This is a genomic window from Dehalococcoidia bacterium (assembly GCA_035528575.1).
GTDB lineage: Bacteria > Chloroflexota > Dehalococcoidia > E44-bin15 > E44-bin15 > DATKYK01.
The window spans coordinates 66,008-85,995 of sequence record DATKYK010000005.1 but is presented as its reverse complement, the minus strand read 5'-3'; the positions used below and the strand labels follow the sequence as shown (position 1 = coordinate 85,995).

Here is a 19,988-nt window from a genome sequence, read left to right as displayed (position 1 = left end):
GATCGGATATGGTGCTATTATAATAATCCCAGTCCGTATGCTTTCAATTGAGCGTCCATACCCTTCCCGTTTCCGACAAGTCTATCCAACTCGGCCCAGAATTCGCTGCTGTGGTTCTTGCATCGGGTATGGGCAAGCTCATGCAGGATCACGTAATCCATCAATTCATCCGGCAACCGGACGAGTTTCATATTGAGGCTGATGTCGTTTTTCTGAGAGCAACTGCCCCACCTTGTCCTTTGATTTCGGATGAACGCCCTTTCATAGGTAAACCCGTGCTTATCTGCCAGGTATTTGAGCCTTCGGGATAGTTTTCTTTTCGCTTTTGCCCTGTCGATACCAGGGGCATTCTGTGAGTTGGCTTCATATTCTCGCTCATACTGTTTTATCCTTTCCAGATGCTTGTTTATCCAATCCGACTTCGCGTGAACAAATTCCTCGGCTTTTTTAAGTGACAGTCTATAAGGAACAGCAACTCGAACGCCTCTCAAAGGTTTCACGGAGATGTTCAGATGCTTTGCCCGCTTGCTGCGTTCAAATAGAACTAGCCCTATACCATCGATCTCAACGGTTTTTAGGCCCTTCTGTTTTCTAGCTATATAGCTTATGTTTCAATCCTCCAAGTCCGTCCGGCAGGGCTGCGTCTATGCTGCTATCTCGCTCTTACATGACTCGCAGGCGGCTCAGGTGCCGGCGAATGCTAGACTCTCGGAAACTAGAGCAAGTATTTCGTCTATCTCATACATCTTCAGTCTTTAGTTCACCTATCTTTTTCACCCCATCCTGCCCCTCGACTACAGCTGCCATATCCTTTATTCGATCACCGCTTACCGGGTGGCGGAGATCGGGGGCGATCTCGAGAAGGGGGATTAGCACGAAGGCTCGCTCCATAAAACGGGGGTGGGGAATGGTTAACTCGGGGGTCTCCATAACCAGGTCGCCGTAGAGTATTATGTCAAGGTCAATGGAGCGAGGGGCATTGGGGAAGCCCGGCACTCTCCCCAGGCTGGCTTCGATCCCTTTTATCAGCGAGAGCAGTTGCAGGGGGCCTAGCTCCGTTTGCGCGCGGCAGACGGCATTGAGGAATAAGGGCTGCTCGATGTGTCCCACGGGTTCGGTCTCGTAGAGGGAGGAGACCTGCTCTATGTGAACACTATCGCTAAGGATTTTCAGCGCCCTTGCCAGATTTGCCTGGCGCTCACCTAAATTGGAACCGAGGCCAAGGTAGACCTGCATATAAAGTTCACCTTCCCCTGATAATGGCATCGGTCATACGGGCCACGCGTCCCATCTGCAGCACGTCGTGCACCCGCACTATATCAGCGCCCCCGGCAATGCCCAGGGCGATGGTGGCCGCTGTCCCCTCCAAACGTTGCTCAGGAGGCAGGTTTAATACCAGCCCGATCATCGATTTGCGCGACGTGCCCAAGAGGATCGGCCGTCCTAGCGCCTTGAGCTCGCCCAGCCGCCGGATGAGCTCAAGGTTTCCCTCCAGGGTCTTGCCGAAGCCGATACCCGGGTCGATGATGATATTCTCCCAGACCACCCCCGCGTCCCGCGCTAGATCAATTCCCTGACTCAGGGAAGCAATAACCTCAGGGACGATCTGATCGTAGGTGGTTTCCCGCTGGTTAGCCGCGATAACCAGGGGTACCTCCCATTCTGCAGCAAGCTGGGCAAGATAGGGATTACGCCTTAAGCCCCAGATATCATTGATCATCCTGGCACCAGCCTCAAGGGCATGCATGGCCACCTCAGGTTTGTAGGTGTCGATGCTGATGGGCACCGCAACCTCCCCGGCCAGCTTTTCAATCACCGGGATCACCCGTGCCAGCTCCTCCTCGGCAGATACCGGCGACGATTGGGGACGGGTGGACTCACCCCCCACATCGAGGATGTCAGCACCCTCAGCCACCAGGCGTCTTGCCTGGGCAAGGGCAGCAGCGATGTCATCTCCCAGCCCATCGCCGGAGAAGGAATCCGGCGTGAGGTTCAACACCCCCATAATGAAGGTTCGCTCACCCCAGCGGAACTCCCGATTGCCACATACGGTAACGCCAAGAGCGGTACTCATCGCCTCAGATTCTAGCACAAGCCTGTGGCGTTGAGAATACTTGACAACTATCTGGCAGAAACACCATACTAGCCTTTAGCAGCACGGAGGTAATAAGTGGAGCCGCTTAGAACTCTACTCTCTGTCCCCGGCAACCGGCAAAACATGATTGATAAAGTGTGGAATCTGCCTGTCGATGCGCTCGTTTTGGACCTGGAAGATTCGGTGCCCACTTCAGAGAAAGCTAGTGCCAGAGCCCTGGCAAGGGATACGCTAGCTATGCTGGCGAGGGCGAAGAGAGGGGAGACGCAAAAAGGGCGAAAGGTCTTTGTGCGTATCAATTCACTCGCCAGCGGACTGGCGCGGGAGGATCTAGAGGCTGTCATCATCCCCGGGGTCGATGGTATCAGCCAGCCCAAGCCTGCTACGGCGCATGACGTAACAGAGATGGCGGCGATCATTGCGCTTCTGGAACAAGAAAGAGGGATCGCCGCGGGTCATGTCAGGCTTCTTCCCTGGGTGGAGACTGCCATGGGGCTGCTCCACGCCTTCGAGATCGCCAGTGCCTCACCCCGGGTTGTAGGCATCTCTTTTGGTGCTGAGGATTTCACCTTGGATACGGGCATGATACGCACCGAGGAGGGCAGCGAGCTTCTTTATCCCCGGACGATGGTTGTCATCGCCGCCAAGGCGGCCGATGTTGTCGCAGTGGACACCCCCTATAATAACTTCAAGGATGAAGCGGGGCTGGTTAATGAGGCCAGGCTCGCTCGAAGGCTTGGCTTTGGGGGTAAGTTCCTTATTCACCCCAGCCAGATAGAGTCGGTGAACCGTATCTTTAGCCCCTCGCCAGAGGAGATAGCCCATGCTAGAAGGGTGGTTGACGCCTTTGAGGCCGCTGTGGCCCAGGGCTTCGCCTCAACCTCTCTTGATGGCAAGATGATCGATATTCCTATCGCCAATAGGGCAAGGAAGCTGCTCTTTGTAGCGGATTCCATTGCCCGGCGGAGGAGTGAGGATGATTAACTTCACGATCTCGCTCAGATAGACATGTGATATATAGTATGGTTGATTTCGCCCTTTTCTCATCCCCGGGAGCTCTGTGGTGAAAGAGCCCTGGGGAGTTTAGAGGTGAGATTGCCGTCCCCGATACATCGGGGTCGCAATCCAGCATGCCTCTCGCCAGCGGCACTACAGAGGATGAAAATGGTGTATGTTTGTACCGGCTTTGGCTGTCATTCCTGCGGAAGCAGGAATCCAGAGACTGGTCGGTCTAGATTCCCGCCTGCGCGGGAATGACATGTGCGTAGGGTTCGTCCAGACATATAAGTGTATTTTCGTAGCAATGACGGGGAAAAGCGGGCGAAAGGCGACGTGTCGCTAATCTATCGTACGAGTAAACTTGGTTGCATTTTTAGGTTTAGCATTATATAATGCACTATGTGACTGCTTTCACAAAGTGAGCGTTTTCACAAACCTGCTAGTCGGGAGGGGAAATGGCGATTGAAGAAAGGCTGGAAATTCTGGCCAAACTGAGGGCGGAGTCGCAGCTGGGTGGGGGCGAAAAGCGCATCGCAGCGCAGCATGAGAAGGGCAAGCTCACCGCCAGGGAGCGAATCTCCTATCTCATCGATGAGGGCAGCTTCGAGGAGCTGGACCCCTTCGTCACCCACCGCGCCACCGAGTTCGGCCTCGGGGATAAGAAGTTCCTGGGCGATGCGGTGGTCATTGGATACGGCAAGGTAGATGGCAGGCTTATTTATATCTTCTCTCAGGACTTCACCGTCCTCGGGGGCTCGCTATCGGAGGTGGCCGCTGAGAAGATCTGTAAGGTCATGGACATGGCGGTGAAGAACGGGGCGCCCTTAATTGGCCTTTTGGATTGTGGCGGGGCCAGGATTCAGGAGGGGGTGGAGAGCCTCGCCGGATATGGTGAGATCTTCGTCAGAAATACCCTATCATCGGGGGTGATCCCCCAGATATCGGTGATCATGGGCCCGGCCGCTGGCGGCGCGGTATACTCTCCGGCGATCACCGACTTCATTTTTATGGTTCAAGGAATGGGGGAGATGTATATCACCGGCCCCGATGTCATCAGGGCGGTGACCGGCGAGGAGGTGACCCTTGAGCAGTTGGGAGGGGCGATGGTTCATGCCAGCCAGAGCGGGAATTGCCACTTTGTAGCCCCAAACGAGGAGGAGTGCCTGAAGATGGTGCGCCAGCTCCTCACCTACCTCCCCCAGAACAACATGGAGGAAGCTCCCTTTGAGAAAAATGCCGATGACCCCGATAGGAGAGATGAGGAGCTTCTTCACATCATACCCGAGGATGCTAGTAAAGCCTACGATATGAAAGAGGTTATCCGGAGGGTGTTCGATAATGGCCAATTCATGGAGGTTCATGAGCACTTCGCCCCGAACATCCTTACTGGATTTGCCCGGCTCGGGGGGCGCTCGGTGGGCATCGTGGCCCAGCAGCCCTCCATATCGGCGGGGTGTATCAATATCGATGCCTCCGACAAGGCTGCCCGGTTTGTGCGCTTCCTCGATTGCTTTAACATCCCCATAATCACCATCTGCGATGTCCCAGGGTATATGCCCGGTGTCCATCAGGAATATGGTGGGATCATCAGGCACGGCGCTAAGCTGCTCTATGCCTACTCCGAGGCCACAGTGCCAAAGGTGACCGTGATCACCCGTAAAGCCTACGGCGGTGCCTATGTAGCTATGAGCAGCAAGCACCTCAGGAGCGACATCAACTTCGCCTGGCCCACTGCCGAGATCGCGGTTATGGGGCCCGATGGTGCGGTGAACATCATACATAGGGAGGCCATCCGAAAGTCGGAGAACCCCGAGGAGACCAGAGCGAATCTGGTCGCGGAGTATAAGGAGAAGTTCGCCAATCCCTATATAGCGGCGGCCCGGGGCTATCTCGATGATGTGATCGACCCCAGGGAGACCCGCCCCAGGTTGATAAAGGCACTGGATATGCTGCAAAATAAGAGGGACTCAAATCCCCCCAAGAAACACGGCAACATCCCGCTATAGTGAGAAAGAATGCATGAAAAAGAGGGGGTCATGGCGGCGATCCTGGCGGCCATCGACCGGTTTGAGGAGGAGGAGACCCTGGCAGTGCCCGCAGTGCCGCGCCCTAGGATGAGCTATTGGAAATATTGGGGGCTTGCGGAGATGATGAGGATGCGTATATCGTGGCAAATAAGAATATGCGCCCCAGCCCCCCGTAGAAGGAGGAGATCGTATGGAGAAGAAGAACCCGCTTAAAATCACCGATACCACCCTCCGAGATGGGCATCAGTCATCGCTGGCAACTAGGATGCGTACTGAGGATATGGAAGCCATCGCCGCGGAGATGGATAAGGCAGGATTTTATTCTGCGGAGGTGTGGGGTGGAGCTACTTTCGATGTGCCAACAAGGTTTCTCAATGAGGATCCCTGGGAGAGACCTCGCCTCTTGAAACGGCTGATGCCTAATACCCCGCTTCAGATGCTGCTTCGAGGGCAGAACTTGGTGGGCTATCGCCACTATGCCGACGATGTAGTATTCGCTTTCGTCCATCAGGCAGCGAAGGTAGGCATCGATATCTTTCGCGTCTTCGATGCGGTGAATGATGAGCGTAATTTCGAGGCTCCTTTTAAGGCGATCAAGGAGTGTGGCAAGCACATCCAGGGTACATTATGTTACTCCCTCACTGAGCGGAAATTAGGGGGGCCGACCTACAACATAGATTATTATGTCAAGAAAGCGCTTATAATTCAGGATATGGGAGCTGACAGCATTTGCATCAAGGATATGGCCGGACTCGCTGCCCCCTATGACATCTATGAGCTAGTTAGCGCCCTCAAGGCGGTAATAAAGATACCAATCCAGTTCCACACTCACTATACCAGCGGTATGGCGTCTATGAGCTGCCTCAAGGCCGCCGAGGCTGGGGTGGACATTATCGATACCGCCCTGGCCCCGTTTGCCCTACGCTCTTCCCAGCCAGCGGTGGAGCCTATTGTGGTCGCCCTTGAGGGGACGCCGCGGGACACTGGGCTTAACCTGGCCTATCTTTTTAAACTGGGGCAGTATATCGAGTCCATTGCCCCTAAATACCGCGACTTCCTGGGTACCACCAAGATGTCGGTCATCGATACCGGGGTGCTGGTGCACCAGATTCCTGGAGGCATGACTACTAACCTGATATCCCAGCTAAAGGAAGCGGATGCACTGGATAGGATCAATGAGGTATATGCTGAGCTTCCCAAGACCAGGAAGGAGCTGGGTAACCCCCCCCTGGTTACCCCCACCAGCCAGATCGTGGGGATTCAGGCGGTGCAAAATGTCCTCATGGGCAGATACAAGATGATCTCCAGCCAGGTCAAGGACTATATCTATGGCCTCTACGGCAAGCCTCCGGCTAATATCGACCCTGAGGTGCAAAAGAAAGCGCTCAAGGGGTATGAGCGTGGTGAGGAGCCAATCACCTGCCGCGCTGCAGATATACTAGAGCCAGAGATGGAGAAGGCTAGGGCGGATACAAAAGAAATCGCCAGGGACGATGGCGATGTGCTCATCTATGCCCTCTATCCCACCACCGGGATGCGCTTTCTGAAATGGAAATATGGGTTGGAGGAGCCACCACCGGAGACAAAACCAAAGACCTTAGAGGACGTTAAGCGGGAGGATGAACTTATAGCCAAAGCGAAAGCTGGTAAGCTGGAGGAGAAGGCGGAGAAGGCCGTTCCGCCAAAGGGGCCGGGGCTTAAGGCTTATAATGTATTTGTGGGTGATGAGTATTACCAGGTAGAGGTGGAGCCTGCTGGTGGGCATCCTGCAATAAATAGTCCGGCTGCTAGCGCAGCGCCACCAAAACCGGCGGAACCCGTAGCTACGCAGGAGACCAGAGAAACACCTGCGGTGACTCCTGAGGGTGCTGTACTCGCCCCCATGCCCGGAATAATCATCAGATGCGAAGTGACGCTGGGACAAGCGGTTAAGGCAGGAGATACCATCGTGATCCTGGAGGCGATGAAGATGGAGAGTGTCCTCCCTACCCCTATCGATGGTACGGTTAGGGAGCTGAGGGTGAAGCCTGGGGATCGCGTGGCCAAAGATGGTATCATCGCAGTGATTGGTTAACGCTATGGGGAAGACCCTCGCCGAGAAGATCCTGAGCGAGAATTCAGGGAGCGATGCCCATGCTGGAGATATCATCATCGCCAGGGTCGATCTTGCCTTCCTCCAGGATGGCACTGGCCCTCTAGCGCTGCGGCAACTTGAAGAGAGCGGCCTTGGGCAGGCAGCCAATCCAGATAGGGTAGTCCTTTTTCTTGATCACGCTGCTCCCTGCCCGTCACGAGAGCTTGCCAATGACCACATTACCCTACGTCAGTTCGCCCGAAAGAGCGGCGTCCAGATTTGCGATGTGGGGGAAGGGGTTTGCCACCAGCTGGTGTTGGAATACTATGCTAACCCGGGGGAGGTGATCCTCGGCGCTGATTCCCACACCGTGACCGCAGGGGCATTAGGGGCTTTTGCCACTGGTATGGGCTCCACCGATGTTGCCATAGCCATTGCTTTAGGAAAGACCTGGCTCAGGGTACCTGAGAGCTTCAAGGTAGAGGTAAGTGGTCGCTTCGCCAAGGGAGTATATGCAAAGGACCTTGCCCTGCACCTTATCGGGAGCCTTGGTGCTGATGGCGCCACTTACAAATCGCTGGAGTTCTCAGGAGAGGCTATCGCAAATATGAGCATGGCGGGTCGTTTCACCCTGGCTAATATGGCAGTGGAGGCAGGGGCCAAGACGGGGCTTTTCCCTACGGATGGGACTACACAAGCCTATCTTGAATCTCGCGGTCGCGGTGCTCTTTTTCACGCTTTGTGCCCTGATCATGATGCCATGTATGAGCAAGTGATCACCATCGATGCTTCTAGCCTTGAGCCCACATTGTCTAGACCTCACGCAGTAGATAATATCGCCCTGGCGAGAGAGCTAGCGGGCACGAAAGTCGACCAGGTTTTCATCGGCACCTGTACCAACGGTCGCCTGGATGACCTGGCGGTAGCGGCCGCAATTCTGAATGGAAAAAGACGTTATCCTAAAACTAGGCTGCTCGTTGCCCCGGCATCTTTGGATGTACTTAAAGAAGCGATTAGCGCTGGATATATCCAGACCTTCCTTGAGGCTGGGGCGGTGCTTCTGCCGCCGAGTTGTGGCCCATGCGTTGGGGTACACCAGGGAGTGCTGGGGGATGGGGAGGCTTGCCTCTCCACAGCCAACCGCAATTTCAGGGGGCGCATGGGAAATCCAGAGGCCCATATCTACTTGGGAAGCCCGGCTACTGCCGCGGCGAGCGCCATCGCTGGCGAGATCACCGACCCCAGGGAGCTAATGTAAATGCTAAGGGGAAAAGCCTTTAAATTCGGTGATAATATTTCCACCGATCACATCTGCCCGGGAAGGTACTTCCATCTTAGGAGTAATCTTCCGGAATTGGCAAAGCACACCCTTGAAGATGTTGAACCCGGCTTTTGTACAATGGTGAAGCCAGGCGATTTCGTCGTTGCAGGTTTGAACTTCGGGCTTGGCTCAAGCCGGGAGCATGCCGCTATCGTAATCAAGATGGCTGGCGTGGCTGCTGTCCTGGCGAAGTCAGCGGCGCGCATCTTTTATAGAAATGCCATCAATATCGGGCTTCCCGTATTGATATGCGACACTGAAAAGATCAATGATAGCGATACGCTTGAGGTTGACCTTGCGGGAAGAACAGTGAAGAATCTTACCAGCGGAACCGAGCTCACCACAGGAAAGTTCCCCGATGTGATGCTCGTGATACTTAAAGAGGGCGGGCTTATCCCTTATATTAAGAGGCATGGTGGCTTTGAATCTTAGCGCGGAGATATATATTGGCATATACCATTACACTAATTAGGGGCGATGGCATCGGTCCTGAGGTAACCGAGGCTGCAGTAAGGGTCCTTGAGGCGACCGGGATCGAGTTCAACTGGGAGGAAGCGTTTGCCGGCGAGAGGGCTCAAGAAAAGTATGGCTCTTTACTTCCCAATGAACTACTCGACTCCATCAGGAGGAACAAGGTAGCCTTGAAAGGCCCGATCACCACCCCCGTGGGCTCGGGCTTTCGCAGCGTCAATGTAGCGATAAGGAAGGGGCTGGATCTCTATGTTTGCCTCCGCCCCTGCAAGAGCTACCCCGGTGCTCCTTCCATCCACACTAATGTAGATGTTGTAGTGGTGCGAGAAAATACCGAGGACCTCTACCTGGGGATCGAGTGCCGTAGGCAGACCCCCGAGGCGATAAAGCTTACCCGCCTCATTGAGGAAAACGGAAACTGGGTCAATGCGGATTCGAGCTTTAGCATCAAGGCGATATCCCCCAATGCCACCCGAAGGATTGCACAGTATGCCTTCGATTATGCCAGAGCCCATGGCCGCAAAAAGGTTACTGTAGTTCACAAGGCGAATATCCTGAAGGAAACCGATGGGCTCTTTTTATCAATCACAACCGAGGTTGCTAAGGATTACCCCGACATTGAGTTTGAATCCCACATGGTCGATAGCATGTGCTCACAACTAGTACGTTTCCCTCAGCACCATGATGTTATCGTCCTACCGAACCTTTATGGTGACATCGTCTCCGAGCTTTGTGCCGGGCTTATTGGTGGGGTGGGGATCGCCCCTGGAGCCAATATCGGGAATGATATCTCCGTCTTTGAACCGACCCATGGCAGCGCCCCTAAATATGCCGGTCAGAACAAGGTAAACCCTATGGCCATGATGCTCTCCGGGGTGATGATGCTCCGCCACCTCGGGGAGAAAGAGGCTGCCGATAGGATGGAGAGTGCCATAGTCCAGGTTATCGCTGAGGGGAAATCGGTTACCTATGATATGAAACGCGACCGCAACGACCCCACGGCGGTAGGCACCTCACAGGTTGCTGATGCCGTAATCGAAAAAATGAAGGAGTAGAGCAATGCGAAATAAGGTCACAGTTGTTGGTGCCGGGAATGTGGGTGCTACCTGCGCCCAGCGGATCGTGGAGGGGGGCTATGCCGATGTGGTGATGGTGGACATCATCGAGGGGCTGCCTCAAGGGAAGGCACTGGATATCCTGCAAAGTGGACCGATCCTGAACTTCGACTCCAGTATTATCGGTACCAACGGCTACGAGGAGACAGCGGATTCCGATATCGTAGTCATCACCTCGGGCATAGCGCGAAAGCCAGGGATGAGCCGCGATGACCTCATCCTCACCAACATGAAGATCATCAAAGAGGTTACCGAGAACGTGGTGGAGTATTCCCCTAATTGCATCATCATCGTGGTCACCAACCCACTAGATGCCATGACGCAGCTGGCGCTTCATGTGAGCAAGTTCCCCAAGAATCGCGTCATGGGGCAGTCCGGAATCCTCGATTCATCCAGGCTCAGGACATTTATCGCAATGGAGCTCGGTGTGTCGGTTGACGACGTTGCTGCATGCCTCCTTGGTGGGCACGGCGACACTATGGTAGCAATCCCCCGATTGACTACCGTTGGTGGCATCCCAATGACCGAGCTTCTGTCGAAAGATAGAGTGGATGCTATCTTGGAACGCACTGTGAAGGGCGGCGCCGAGATCGTTGGCCTGCTCAAGACAGGAAGTGCCTACTATGCCCCCTCCGCGGCAGCAGTCCAGATGGTTGAAGCTATAGTGTTCGATAGAAAGAAGATCCTCCCCTGTGCTGCCTACCTCGAGGGCGAATACGGCATCAACGGTGCATACGTCGGAGTCCCGGCAAAGCTGGGAGCCAGTGGGATCGAGCAGATCATTGAATTAAAGCTGACACCTGAGGAGAGCGAGGCGCTCAAGCGCTCGGCTGAGGCGGTAAAGGAACTCGTAGCTATTATGAAGCTGGAGTGACGATGAGAGAAATATCGGTTGCGGATATTGTCAACACCGTGGCACACCTCTGTCAGCGGGCAAATTTCAATATCGGAGAGGATGTCCTAGAGGCGCTTAAGCAGGCTAGGGAGAAGGAGGAATCCACCTTAGGGCAGCAGGTCTTAGATCAGATATTGGAGAATGACAGTATCGCCACGAATGAGAATATCCCTATATGTCAGGACTGTGGTACCGCAGTGATATTTCTTGAGCTGGGTCAGGATGCCCATGTTACCGGTGGCGATCTTTATACCGCCGTTGAAGAGGGGGTACGCCGGGGTTATGAGGATGGCTACCTCAGAAAATCCATAGTGAGCCAGCCTTTCTCGGCAAGGGCGAATACCAAAGATAACACCCCCGCTGTGATACACCTAGACATGGTGCCAGGGGACTGCTTGAAGATCACGGTCATGCCCAAGGGCGGCGGTAGCGAGAACATGAGCCGTCTTGCTATGCTCACCCCAGCCAAGGGCCGTCAGGGGGTTATCGAATTCGTGGTGAAATCGGTGGCGGAGGCAGGCTCCAATCCTTGTCCACCGATTGTCGTCGGCGTGGGGATTGGTGGGACGGCAGATAAGGCGACGATATTGGCGAAAAAGGCACTGCTGCGCCGGGTGGGAGAGCCAAATCCAGACCCCGAGATGGCTGAGCTGGAGCGGGAAATACTGGAGCGCGTGAATAACCTGGGCATCGGGCCGCAGGGTTTCGGTGGTAGGACCACAGCCCTGGCGGTGCACGCCGAGGTCTTTCCGACGCATATTGCGATGATGCCGGTGGCGGTGAACCTGAATTGCCACGCCGCAAGGCATAAGGAGGCGATTCTCTGAAAGTAGAAATTTTCCATAGTCTCGGATTGTTGAAGGCTATACTAAAAGAAAAGCTTGTGGGTGTAGAATGGTAGCTGTAGAAACTACTCATGATGTAGTAATTCTGGGTTCTGGTCTGGCAGGTTTAAGGGCAGCGATTGAAGCTGCCCGTGTGAGCGGTGACGAGATGGATATAGCCATTGTTTCCCGGGTGCAGCTAATGCGCTCGCATTCTGTCTGCGCCGAGGGTGGAACCGCCGCAGTCATGCGCCCGGAAGAGGGCGATAGCCTCGAGCTTCACGCCTGGGATACGGTAAGGGGGAGCGATTTCCTGGCTGACCAGGATGTGGTGTGGCGTTTCGTCGAGGAGTCTCCCATGGAGATCCTGCAACTGGATCGCTGGGGTATCCCCTGGTCCAGACGTCCTGATGGCCGCATAAACCAGAGGCCGTTCGGGGGGCACAGCTTCGATCGGGCTACCTTCGCTGAGGACAAGACTGGCTTCTTTGAGATGCACACCCTATACGATACCCTTCAGCAGTATGCCAGCGTTACACGCTATGATGAATGCTACGTTACTTCTATTTTGATAGATAATGGCATCTTTCAGGGTATAACGGTTTGGGATCTGACCACCGGGGATTTTTTTGTGATAAGAGGTAAAGCCCTTGTTATAGCTACCGGTGGTGGCTGCCGCATGTTTGGATTTACCACCTATTCCCTAACAGCTACCGGAGACGGTTTGGCTATGGCCTATAGGGCTGGTATGCCACTTAAGGATATGGAGTTTGTGCAGTTTCACCCAACTGGGTTGATACCTTCGGGTATCCTGATCACTGAGGCTGCGAGGGGCGAGGGCGGGTATCTGATTAACAGTGAAGGTGAGAGATTCATGGAGCGGTACGCGCCTTCCAAGATGGAAACTGCGCCCCGGGATATCGTATCCCGCTCTGAGATAACCGAGATTTTGGAGGGTAGAGGTTTATCGGGACCAGATGGCCTGGACTATGTTCATCTTGACCTGCGCCATCTAGGGGCACAAAAGATAAATGAGCGATTGCCACTTATCAGGGAGGTTGCCATCAGGTTTGCCTTCATCGACCCCATAGAGCAGCCCATACCCATTCGGCCGGCGGCTCACTATTTCATGGGGGGCATCCATACCGATATTGACGGGGCGACACCTGTTGAGGGCATCTGGGCAGCGGGGGAGGCAGCTTGTGTATCCCTGCACGGGGCAAATCGCCTGGGCGCCAATTCTACCGCTGAGTGCCTGGTCTGGGGTAGGATCACAGGAGAGAAAGCAGCACGTTATGCTATGGGTCAGAGGTCTCTTCCACCTGCTCCTCAGCAGAAGGCTCAGGAGCAAAGTGAACGATTGTTTGAGCAAATTGGGCGTGGCAGTGGAAGCGAGGATATCTTTGCCCTACGCACGGAACTGCAACGAGTGATGGACCACAATGTGGCTGTTTATCGTGATGGCTCGGAGTTGGAACAGGCTCTGGAAAAGATAAGGGAACTTAAAAAGAGGGTTGGGCAAGTAAGGGTTAAGGATGAGAGTCGGATATATAATACCAACCTGCTCGCCGTTCTGGAAATGGTTAACCTGGTTGATGTGGCAGAGGTAATCGTGGCCGGTGCCCTGGCGCGCACCGAGTCCAGGGGGGCGCATTCCAGGCGGGACTTTCCCAAGCGGGACGACGTCAACTGGGAGAGGCATACCCTGGCTTATTATACACCAGAAGGGCCGCGACTGGACTATATCCCGGTGAATATCACCATGTGGAAACCGGTTGAGAGGAAATACTAATGGCAATGAAGGCAGCAGGTAGCCAGAGCGGGCATTTACCCAATCGTCTGGGTATAAAGGGTTGGGCATGGGCGGGGCGCTACACGTTGGAGCGCTATCTCTACACCCTGCATAGGCTGACCGGGCTCGGCTTACTTCTATATATAACCCTGCACCTAGCCATGAATGGCTTCCGCCTGGGGGGTGTGGAAAGCTGGACTGACATCATGGGGATCTTCAGCCACCCCGGGTTCAAGGCGGGCGAATACCTGGTAGCAGCAGCCTTTATCATCCATGCCCTGAACGGCGGCAGGCTCATACTGCAACACCTGGGGTACACCCTAGGCAGGCCCAAGACACCGGTATATCCCTATGTCGATGCCCTGCGCCGTAAGCGATACCTGGTTTGGATGATGCTGGCGCTGATGGCGGCACTGGTGATATATGTTCTAATCGTGATTCTGACCTAGGAGACCGCTATGAGAGAGACTAATCTTAAGATTCTACAGTACATTACCGGTATAGGGCTCTTCTTCCTTGTAGGTTTGCATTTAGTAATCATATACCTGGGAAGCGGCGAGCAAACGGATTGGGGAGCGGTTTCAGAGAGGGCGGCCAGCGCCGGTTGGCTCATCTGCTATGTACTCCTCTTGATATTTGGGCTTTACCACGGGATACATGGACTTCGAACCATAATTATAGAATCGAGAATACCCAAGCCTCCTGCCAGATTGCTGGACTGGGGCTTGGTGGTCGTAGGGCTGGCGATCTTCGGTTACGCTGTCTATATTCCCATAAATGCCTTCCTATGAGTGAAAAAAACAGGTAGCAAGGAGTAGCTTGTGCAAGAGTTAACCTTCAAGGTGCAGCGGTACCTCCCCGGCAAAGATCAGAAGCCCTATCTTCAGCAGTTCACCATTCCACTGCGTAAAGGGATGACGGTGCTGGATGGCCTTATCTACATCAAGGAGAATATGGATAACACCCTTTCATTTCGCAGCTCGTGCCGCATGGGAATCTGTGGCTCCTGCGGCATGCTCGTAAACAGTTTCCCTATGCTCGCCTGCCACACCCCCGTTGAAGAGCTGGGTGCGGGTACGATAACGGTAAGGTCCCTACACAACTTTCCCATTATCAGGGACCTGGTGCCCGATCTGGTTTCCCTCTTCGAGAAGCACAGGTCGATAAAGCCCTACGTAATGGGCGGAGAAGGGGCCGAGGAAACTGAAGCGGAATCTGTACAATCAACAGATGAGCTGGAGGCATATGCGCAGTTTTCGTATTGCCTAAAATGCGGGCTTTGCATGTCAGCCTGCCCCACTGTGGCCTGGGACGATCTTTTTATAGGTCCCCAGTCGCTAACCCAGGCATATAGATACTGCACTGATACCAGGGATACGGGAGCTAGGGAGAGGTTCTGCCAAGCCGACTCGCGTCACGGCATCTGGCTGTGTCACCTGGCTGGTGCCTGCTCGGAGGCATGTCCTAAGGGCGTCGATCCGGCACTAGCCATACAACTGCTCAAGCGAGCGATGGTGGCTAGTAGTCTGCGGTTAAAAAGGGGGAAACGGCCTGCCCCTATCGCCCCGGCACCGACGGAGATAAAGCCGAAGATAGAGGTGCCTGAGTTTACGGTAAAATAAACCGAGCATCGAAATGGAGGATTGCGATGTTGAAGAAGATTACCTCGCCCCTAGATGATAAGACCATCGAGGATCTAAGATCTGGGGAACAGGTATTAATCAGCGGGGTCATTTATACCGCACGTGATGCTGCTCATAAGCGGCTGACCGAAGCCCTGGATCGCGGGGAAGAGCCGCCATTCGATTTCCATGGTCAGACCCTTTATTATATGGGCCCCTCCCCGGCTAAGCCGGGTGCGGTTATCGGTGCGGCGGGACCCACTACCAGCGGGCGCATGGACCCCTATTCTCCGCGCCTCATTGCCGAAGGGCTAAAGGTCATGATAGGAAAAGGCAGCCGCTCGTCGGAGGTAAAGGAAGCTATCGTGAAAAACAAGGGGGTGTACCTCGCCGCCATCGGGGGAGCCGGTGCTCTCATTGCCAGGTCGATAAAGAAGGCTGAGGTAGTAGCCTACGATGACCTGGGGGCAGAAGCAATCAGGCGCCTTGAGGTGGAGGACTTCCCCGCCACTGTGGTAAACGATGCCCACGGGGGGGATTTATACGAGGAGGGGAAGGCCATGTACCGGAAAAAAGCAGGCTAGACAAATGGCGATGAGATTTACAGGGTCAGGAGGGACAGTTAGTGCGTACCATTAAGGTTGTTTTTCCTTGATATGGTAATTACCCTGGTAGATATGTCCCTAGCATCTATCTGGTAGTGAGATTTTGTGCTGGCATCCTGAAAATATGGGCTCCTTCGGTTAAGGGGCTCAACCTGTTATAACGCCCTGGTTGGAGAGCAAATGGAGCTAAAGGTTGATCTGGAGTGGGGTGATGAGGGGGTTGTCCCGGAGACGGTTCACCCCGATACCGCATTTATCTTTGACAAGATGGCGGAGATAATCCGGGAGATGGTTGCCCCCAATAACGGGGAGATAATACTGGATATCGGGTGTGGCCGGGCAGTGGATGCTCTGGAGCTAGGCAAGCAGGGTGTTAGAGCGATAGGTATTGATCCCTCAGATAAGATGATGAGCGGGGCTAAAAGCAACCTGAGAGATAGCGATGTCGCCCTTGTGCGCGGGATTGGGGAGGCGCTGCCCTTCAAAGGAAACTCCCTGGATAAGATTATATGCAAGGGGGCGCTGGACCACTTCGCCGACATACCAAGGACGATGGCGGATATATCTCAGTCACTAAAGCCTGGTGGCGCTGCGATAATCGCTATTGCCAACTTCGAAAGCCTTAGCTGTCGACTGGGGAGGAACTGGTTCTCTATTGTGAAGAGGCTTTACCGTAAACAGTCTGACATCCATCCCTGGATGCCTCCTGCCGACCACAACTACAGGTTCGACTGCCCCATACTGAAAAAGACAGTTGCAGATGATTTCGAGATAAAAAAAGTAAGGGGCATGTCACTGCTCTGGACTGCCCCTTACTGGGGAAAATTTCTATCCCTGCTCCCCCGGTGGGTCGCTTCAGCCATCCTGGTATCTCTCGATAAGATTGCCTGCCTGTTCCCCTCGCTAAGCGATGTTATCATTATCAGGGTTACGCCGAGACGCAATTAGCGCTTGCAGACCTCTTCATACACGTCGATAATCTGTCTTGCTGTCTGCTCCCAGGAGAAGCGTTGCGTTACCCTGCTCCTCCCCTCATCACCCAGCCTTCGGCGTAACTGTTCGTCCCCCAGGAGTCTTTTTATTGCCCTGGCCAAGGCATGGGGATCCTGGGGGGGCACCAAAATGCCATTCTTCCCATCCTCACCCACCACCTCAGGAAGCGCCCCGGCCCTGGTGGCGATTACCGGAACCTCGCATGCCATAGCCTCCGCTGCGGGGAGACCGAAGCCTTCATAAACGGAGGGTGTAATGGCGATCTGGGCTGCTGAGTACTCTCTCACCAGTTCCTCTGTGGTCACCCTCCCGGTGAAGTCAACCATGTCCTCGATCCCGTACTCCTTCACCAGGTCGAGGGCATAGGTATCATTTGTCTCGATCTGGTCTACCACCGTTAGTTTAAGCGCCACATTTTCCTGCTTCAGCAGCCGCAACGCCTGAAGCAGGAAAAGGACACCCTTTTTGCGGTCGCTGGTTCTGCCGACCATGATGAGTCGGCCCAACTCCTTTTCGGACTTCGCACCAAACCCATTCACATTCCGGAATAGATCGGTATCGATGCCGGGGTAAACCATCCTAATCTTGCTATCGGGTATCCTGAATTCCCGGCCAATCTCAAACGCCGAGCTATTCGAGTCGGTGATGACCATATCAAGGCGGCGAGAAACGATCCCCTGCATTAGCGGGGGATAGAGAAGGAGTTGCCTGACCTTCTTCCAAACGCTCGTCTCCTGAGCAAGTTCGGCCCTGGTATCAATTGGGAGGGGGTGGTGAATGGTGGCGACCACGGGGATCTGGAGGGTCTTCATCAGCAGCAGCCCGTAGGCCAGGCACTGGTTATCATGAATGACATCGTAGCGATGGGTGTCGAGAAGTTCCCTTATCTTGAGATATGCCTTAAGGCTGAAGGTGAGCATTTCGGGGAACATGCCCAGCTTGCTACCGGCGAACTCGTAGAGGTTAAACGGGGTGAGCAGGTGGAATGGTTTTTCCTGGGACAGGGGGCTTTTCCCGTCATGCCTGCGATCGTACAGATTCAGGCTCTCCAGGTAGTGCGCCCTGACACCGCAGGGGACATCGGGATAGGGCGGGCCAACGATTATGTCAACTTCATGTCCCAGCCGGTGAAGCTCGCGAGATAGGTAATAGAGATAAACTCCCTGACCACCACAGTATTTATTCCCCCGATAACACAGGAGACATATTTTCACCTTTAGCTCCCCCTGTTTTGCTTTCGGGTATAGATAACGATGCTTTTGGGAAATATGAAGTTGAAAATGCGTTCTACCCGGGGAACAAACCTGGACTTGGTGGTTATCTGCATCTCTAGGAACCTCAGGTAGGTCGCGGGAACCCTTGAATCCTCATTCTTAAGCCCGAAGATGCAGCGCAGGATCCAATAGATAGAATGGAAGGCATGTTCATAGCGAATAGCGTAAACCCCCAGGTTATGGCGGCGCAGTGTCCTCACCAGCCCTCGTGCGGTGAATATCCTAACGTGGCCGCCGGGATGGTTATAGTAGTCCGAATCCAGTATCCAGCAGCCCTTTTCGGGCACATAGGTGGGCACGGTGACCGCCAGCAGTCCCCCAGGCTTGAGTACCCGCACCATTTCCTGAATACCCTGATCGGGATCCTTAACGTGTTCCATAACCTCAGCACAGATAATCCTGTTGAAGGAGTGGTCCTTAAAAGGGAGGTTCAGGGCGTCACTGCAAAGCACGTTCCGGTTACCACTGGACCCGTTCTGTTGATCCATATGGTCCAGCACATACTTGGTCTTCCTGAGGCATAAATCGTCGAGATCCATAGAGCATGTCATGCCACTGCCATTGTTGAGGCGGTATGCTTCATAGCTGTGCCTGCCATCACCGCAGCCCACGTCTAAAAACCTGTCGCCGTCTCTTATCTTAAAAAGGTTAAAATTAACGGTAAGCACTAAACTACCTCCCGGTATACCTCCAGGGTTTTCCGTGCCGCCTCCTCCCAGGTGAAGTGGCGTTTTACCCTTTCCCTTCCCGCTTCCCCCATTGCCTGGCGCAGGGATTCGTCGTCAAGCAGGCGCTTGAGTGCTCCAGCCAGTGCATGGTGGTCCCGCGGTGGCACCAAGATGCCGCACTTCCCGTCCTCCACAACCTCAGGGAGCGCTCCCGCCGTAGTGGCGACCACGGGAAGGCCACAGGCCATCGCTTCCGCAGCGGGAAGGCAAAAGCCCTCATACAAGGAGGGAACCACTGTCACCTCGGCTCTTGCGTAGCACTCGACTAGTTCCTCCACACGCAGTCTCCCGGTAAACTCGACGCTTCCATCGAGCCCGAACCTTTCCACCAGGGCCGGTGTATAGTCGTTATCAGGGGCGCCACGGTCTACGATAGTTAATTTCACATCCATCTCTTCACGGAGTAGCTGAAGGGCGCGAAGCAGGTAGATAACCCCCTTTTTGCGGTCCTTGGTGTTGGCCACGACGAGGAGGCGACCTCTCTCCTTCCGCTTGCCATCCAGCTCCCGGAACATCTCGGTATCGATGCCATTGTAGACCACCCTTATCTTCTCTCGGGGAACCTTGAAGGCGCGCCTGGTCTCCTCTGCAGCGCTCTCTGAGACCGTGATTACCCGATCCATTCTTCTGGTCACCAGGTGCTGCATTACCAGCGGGTAGAACATTATCCTGCCGAATCTCTCCCATGCCCTGTGTATATAGGCGATATCGGTCTTTCTGTCGATGGGTAGGGGGTGGTGAACGGTAGCCACCACAGGTATTTTAAACGCCTTCATCAGAAGCATGCCATAGCCCAGGGTCTGATTGTCATGAATGATATCGAAGTGGAGATGGCGACGGAGCTGGCACAGTTTCTGGTAGGCCCTGATGCTGAATGAGAACATCTCGGGGAACATACCCATCCTGGTTGCCGCCAGCTCGTAGAGGTTGAGCGGGGTGAAAACCTGGAACGGGTCTTTCTTGGGGAATCCGAACTCGAAGAGGTTCAGGTTTTTTAGGCGGTGCTCCGTGATACCCTCGGCAATATGTGGATAGGGAGGACCGACAATGACATGAACCTCGTGCCCCAATTTCTTAAGCTCGCGGGACAGGTAATAGAGATAAATCCCCTGCCCCCCACTGTACATATTCCCCCTATTGCAAAGGAGGCAAA

Annotated in this window: 21 protein-coding genes; 15 read left to right on the top strand and 6 right to left on the bottom strand. The window is 54.4% G+C overall.

The genetic code is table 11. The annotated features are described in order from the left end of the window. Window positions 1-17: 17 nt before the first annotated feature. The 3 genes from VMX96_00790 to folP all read right to left on the bottom strand — a co-directional run bounded on the left by VMX96_00790 (window position 18) and on the right by folP (window position 2,074). Window positions 18-554 (bottom strand): YgjP-like metallopeptidase domain-containing protein, encoded by a 537-nt coding sequence (locus tag VMX96_00790; GenBank protein ID HUU62450.1) that lies wholly within the window; start codon window positions 552-554, stop codon window positions 18-20. Between the two features lie 184 nt (window positions 555-738). After that, window positions 739-1,236, bottom strand: coding sequence for a 2-amino-4-hydroxy-6-hydroxymethyldihydropteridine diphosphokinase (gene folK / locus VMX96_00785; GenBank protein HUU62449.1), 498 nt, complete (start codon window positions 1,234-1,236; stop codon window positions 739-741). 7 nt (window positions 1,237-1,243) lie between these two features. Beyond that, complete coding sequence (folP, locus tag VMX96_00780; protein ID HUU62448.1) at window positions 1,244-2,074, bottom strand: dihydropteroate synthase; 831 nt, start codon at window positions 2,072-2,074, stop codon at window positions 1,244-1,246. Window positions 2,075-2,170: 96 nt separating this feature from the next. On the opposite strand from folP, the gene VMX96_00775 reads away from it, so the two are divergent. From VMX96_00775 to VMX96_00705, 15 genes are all read left to right on the top strand, one after another. After that, window positions 2,171-3,079: a CoA ester lyase gene (locus tag VMX96_00775; protein HUU62447.1), complete on the top strand. Its 909-nt coding sequence runs from the start codon at window positions 2,171-2,173 to the stop codon at window positions 3,077-3,079. Between the two features lie 470 nt (window positions 3,080-3,549). Continuing rightward, window positions 3,550-5,100: a carboxyl transferase domain-containing protein gene (locus VMX96_00770; protein ID HUU62446.1), complete on the top strand. Its 1,551-nt coding sequence runs from the start codon at window positions 3,550-3,552 to the stop codon at window positions 5,098-5,100. 9 nt (window positions 5,101-5,109) lie between these two features. Next, the gene (locus VMX96_00765; protein HUU62445.1) at window positions 5,110-5,334 is read left to right on the top strand and encodes a hypothetical protein; all 225 of its coding nucleotides are present in this window, start codon (window positions 5,110-5,112) and stop codon (window positions 5,332-5,334) included. After that, window positions 5,312-7,195 carry a pyruvate carboxylase subunit B gene (locus VMX96_00760; protein ID HUU62444.1) on the top strand — a complete coding sequence of 628 codons (1,884 nt, stop codon included), beginning with the start codon at window positions 5,312-5,314 and terminating at the stop codon, window positions 7,193-7,195. Before VMX96_00765 ends, VMX96_00760 begins: the two co-directional genes overlap by 23 nt. Before the next feature lie 4 nt (window positions 7,196-7,199). Beyond that, window positions 7,200-8,453, top strand: a complete 1,254-nt coding sequence (locus VMX96_00755; protein ID HUU62443.1) for a 3-isopropylmalate dehydratase large subunit — start codon at window positions 7,200-7,202, stop codon at window positions 8,451-8,453. Then, window positions 8,454-8,948, top strand: a complete 495-nt coding sequence (locus VMX96_00750; GenBank protein HUU62442.1) for a 3-isopropylmalate dehydratase small subunit — start codon at window positions 8,454-8,456, stop codon at window positions 8,946-8,948. A 14-nt stretch (window positions 8,949-8,962) separates the two neighbouring features. Continuing rightward, on the top strand, window positions 8,963-10,042 hold the full coding sequence (locus VMX96_00745; GenBank protein ID HUU62441.1) for an isocitrate/isopropylmalate dehydrogenase family protein: 1,080 nt from the start codon (window positions 8,963-8,965) through the stop codon (window positions 10,040-10,042). A gap of 4 nt (window positions 10,043-10,046) precedes the next feature. Continuing rightward, window positions 10,047-10,976, top strand: coding sequence for a malate dehydrogenase (gene mdh / locus VMX96_00740; protein HUU62440.1), 930 nt, complete (start codon window positions 10,047-10,049; stop codon window positions 10,974-10,976). A gap of 2 nt (window positions 10,977-10,978) precedes the next feature. After that, on the top strand, window positions 10,979-11,824 hold the full coding sequence (locus tag VMX96_00735) for a fumarate hydratase (protein HUU62439.1): 846 nt from the start codon (window positions 10,979-10,981) through the stop codon (window positions 11,822-11,824). Between the two features lie 67 nt (window positions 11,825-11,891). Beyond that, window positions 11,892-13,613: a succinate dehydrogenase/fumarate reductase flavoprotein subunit gene (locus VMX96_00730; GenBank protein ID HUU62438.1), complete on the top strand. Its 1,722-nt coding sequence runs from the start codon at window positions 11,892-11,894 to the stop codon at window positions 13,611-13,613. Then, complete coding sequence (locus VMX96_00725; GenBank protein ID HUU62437.1) at window positions 13,613-14,062, top strand: hypothetical protein; 450 nt, start codon at window positions 13,613-13,615, stop codon at window positions 14,060-14,062. The genes VMX96_00730 and VMX96_00725 overlap by 1 nt, the downstream gene beginning before the upstream one ends. A gap of 9 nt (window positions 14,063-14,071) precedes the next feature. Further along, on the top strand, window positions 14,072-14,404 hold the full coding sequence (locus tag VMX96_00720; GenBank protein ID HUU62436.1) for a hypothetical protein: 333 nt from the start codon (window positions 14,072-14,074) through the stop codon (window positions 14,402-14,404). Window positions 14,405-14,434: 30 nt separating this feature from the next. Next, entirely contained in the window at window positions 14,435-15,235 is an 801-nt protein-coding gene (locus VMX96_00715) for a succinate dehydrogenase iron-sulfur subunit (GenBank protein HUU62435.1), read from the top strand. A 26-nt stretch (window positions 15,236-15,261) separates the two neighbouring features. Continuing rightward, a complete protein-coding gene (locus tag VMX96_00710) occupies window positions 15,262-15,819 on the top strand; it encodes a Fe-S-containing hydro-lyase (GenBank protein ID HUU62434.1) in 558 nt (185 codons plus the stop codon). Between the two features lie 201 nt (window positions 15,820-16,020). Further along, window positions 16,021-16,788 carry a class I SAM-dependent methyltransferase gene (locus VMX96_00705; protein HUU62433.1) on the top strand — a complete coding sequence of 256 codons (768 nt, stop codon included), beginning with the start codon at window positions 16,021-16,023 and terminating at the stop codon, window positions 16,786-16,788. Here VMX96_00705 and VMX96_00700 read toward each other — a convergent pair. From VMX96_00700 to VMX96_00690, 3 genes are read right to left on the bottom strand one after another with little or no spacing between them, the layout of a single operon-like run. Beyond that, window positions 16,785-18,047 carry a glycosyltransferase family 4 protein gene (locus VMX96_00700; GenBank protein ID HUU62432.1) on the bottom strand — a complete coding sequence of 421 codons (1,263 nt, stop codon included), beginning with the start codon at window positions 18,045-18,047 and terminating at the stop codon, window positions 16,785-16,787. The two genes, VMX96_00705 and VMX96_00700, sit on opposite strands and share 4 nt — an antisense overlap. A 2-nt stretch (window positions 18,048-18,049) precedes the next feature. Continuing rightward, entirely contained in the window at window positions 18,050-18,775 is a 726-nt protein-coding gene (locus VMX96_00695; protein ID HUU62431.1) for a class I SAM-dependent methyltransferase, read from the bottom strand. After that, window positions 18,775-19,962 carry a glycosyltransferase family 4 protein gene (locus VMX96_00690; protein HUU62430.1) on the bottom strand — a complete coding sequence of 396 codons (1,188 nt, stop codon included), beginning with the start codon at window positions 19,960-19,962 and terminating at the stop codon, window positions 18,775-18,777. The genes VMX96_00695 and VMX96_00690 overlap by 1 nt, the downstream gene beginning before the upstream one ends. Window positions 19,963-19,988 lie beyond the last annotated feature (26 nt).

Excerpts from the sequence above, each read along its gene's own strand:
- mdh (HUU62440.1), top strand. The coding sequence starts at position 10,047 with ATGCGAAATAAGGTCACAGTTGTTGGTGCCGGGAATGTGGGTGCTACC.
- VMX96_00690 (HUU62430.1), bottom strand. The coding sequence starts at position 19,962 with ATGTACAGTGGGGGGCAGGGGATTTATCTCTATTACCTGTCCCGCGAG.
- VMX96_00765 (HUU62445.1), top strand. The coding sequence starts at position 5,110 with ATGCATGAAAAAGAGGGGGTCATGGCGGCGATCCTGGCGGCCATCGAC.
- VMX96_00730 (HUU62438.1), top strand. The coding sequence starts at position 11,892 with ATGGTAGCTGTAGAAACTACTCATGATGTAGTAATTCTGGGTTCTGGT.
- VMX96_00735 (HUU62439.1), top strand. The coding sequence starts at position 10,979 with ATGAGAGAAATATCGGTTGCGGATATTGTCAACACCGTGGCACACCTC.
- VMX96_00720 (HUU62436.1), top strand. The coding sequence starts at position 14,072 with ATGAGAGAGACTAATCTTAAGATTCTACAGTACATTACCGGTATAGGG.
- folP (HUU62448.1), bottom strand. The coding sequence starts at position 2,074 with ATGAGTACCGCTCTTGGCGTTACCGTATGTGGCAATCGGGAGTTCCGC.
- VMX96_00770 (HUU62446.1), top strand. The coding sequence starts at position 3,550 with ATGGCGATTGAAGAAAGGCTGGAAATTCTGGCCAAACTGAGGGCGGAG.
- VMX96_00725 (HUU62437.1), top strand. The coding sequence starts at position 13,613 with ATGGCAATGAAGGCAGCAGGTAGCCAGAGCGGGCATTTACCCAATCGT.
- VMX96_00705 (HUU62433.1), top strand. The coding sequence starts at position 16,021 with ATGGAGCTAAAGGTTGATCTGGAGTGGGGTGATGAGGGGGTTGTCCCG.
- VMX96_00760 (HUU62444.1), top strand. The coding sequence starts at position 5,312 with ATGGAGAAGAAGAACCCGCTTAAAATCACCGATACCACCCTCCGAGAT.
- VMX96_00750 (HUU62442.1), top strand. The coding sequence starts at position 8,454 with ATGCTAAGGGGAAAAGCCTTTAAATTCGGTGATAATATTTCCACCGAT.
- folK (HUU62449.1), bottom strand. The coding sequence starts at position 1,236 with ATGCAGGTCTACCTTGGCCTCGGTTCCAATTTAGGTGAGCGCCAGGCA.
- VMX96_00755 (HUU62443.1), top strand. The coding sequence starts at position 7,200 with ATGGGGAAGACCCTCGCCGAGAAGATCCTGAGCGAGAATTCAGGGAGC.
- VMX96_00710 (HUU62434.1), top strand. The coding sequence starts at position 15,262 with ATGTTGAAGAAGATTACCTCGCCCCTAGATGATAAGACCATCGAGGAT.